The sequence below is a fragment of the Vibrio sp. Vb0667 genome (assembly GCF_033391095.1).
The window spans coordinates 1-1134 of record NZ_JAWPOL010000310.1 but is presented as its reverse complement, the minus strand read 5'-3'; the positions used below and the strand labels follow the sequence as shown (position 1 = coordinate 1134).

1 protein-coding gene and 1 pseudogene are annotated in these 1134 nt (G+C 48.2%); both read right to left on the bottom strand.

Translation table 11 applies throughout. The annotated features are described in order from the left end of the window. On the bottom strand, positions 1–712 hold a 712-nt coding region (locus R8269_RS25510; RefSeq protein ID WP_412079972.1), incomplete at its 3' end, for a TolC family protein. A 218-nt stretch (positions 713–930) separates the two neighbouring features. Then, positions 931–1134: pseudogene (locus R8269_RS25505) on the bottom strand (hypothetical protein); the annotation flags it as partial.

Genomic DNA, 1134 nt, shown 5'->3' with positions numbered 1-1134 from the left:
GCCAGTCAGAGCCCAACCATTCTGAGAGTTGCGAGACCAAACGGCGCTGCATTTGTGCGTTGGCTTGCAGCTTTTCATCCAACTTACTTACTTGAAGCTGTGCATTCAGTAAATCTTGCGCTTCACTTTTTCCGATTGAGTAATTGGTTTGAATGAAGTTTTCCATTTCCGTCATGAGCCGACGGTTTTCTAGCAAAATTTGCTCTGCTTTCTGCTGATAGCCCAACTCCAACCAAAGCTGAGTCATGCTGTTTGCCACTTCAAGCTCCCGTGCGTGAACTTGCAACGACAAACCATCGGCTTGTTGATTGGCTTTCTTTTGTTGAAGGTCGAGCGTCGAGCCACGTTCGAACTGTTGCATCAAACCGACGGAGATATTGGTCATCGGATCTTCGTCAAATTTGAAGCTATCGACAGGCAAACCACCAAAACCGACTTTCAGTTTCGGGTCCATCAAGGTTGCGCTGGCTACGCCTGTTTCACGCATCGCTTCCGATTGAGCATAGAACTGCTTGCGGTTGCCATCGTTGCTCAATGCAACGCTAATGAGGTTTGCTAGCTCATTGGTTGATTGGGCTTGGATTGATTGAGCTTGCGCTTCTTGTTGTGCTTTCGTATTGGTTGGCGATTGCGCCACCACATTGAAAGCCGGTAGGGCAACCAGAGCCAGTGAGCATACTGGTGCCACTAAGCGATTTGGGTTGAATTCCATAATTTACATCCAAATTGATACCAAGCTCTTTTGCGTTTCGGGAACGATTGAACCGAGCGGGAGAGCGTTGGTATTTGCCAAACGGATGACGCACTTTTTTATCGCTAAATAGCAGGTAACAAATGGAGTTACGAGCGAATAGCTGAGGTGAGCACGCTATCAGTTGGGCGCAAAGAAACTGCCTGCAAAGGGATGCAGGGTCGAATGCTTTGTATGGATTAAACTATCGGAGGCCGATACAAATCATGGGTGACTTGTACCACTGGTGCGGTGATTTCTGAGGCAATGGATGCGCGATAAGCCAGTGGGGATAGTTGGCTGACAGGGGCTGGTAACGGGACGAAAACGAATGAACAAGATGCTGTGCAGCAATTGTGGATCATGCCGGAGCCATCAACACAGCTCATGGTCATTTCTGTAGA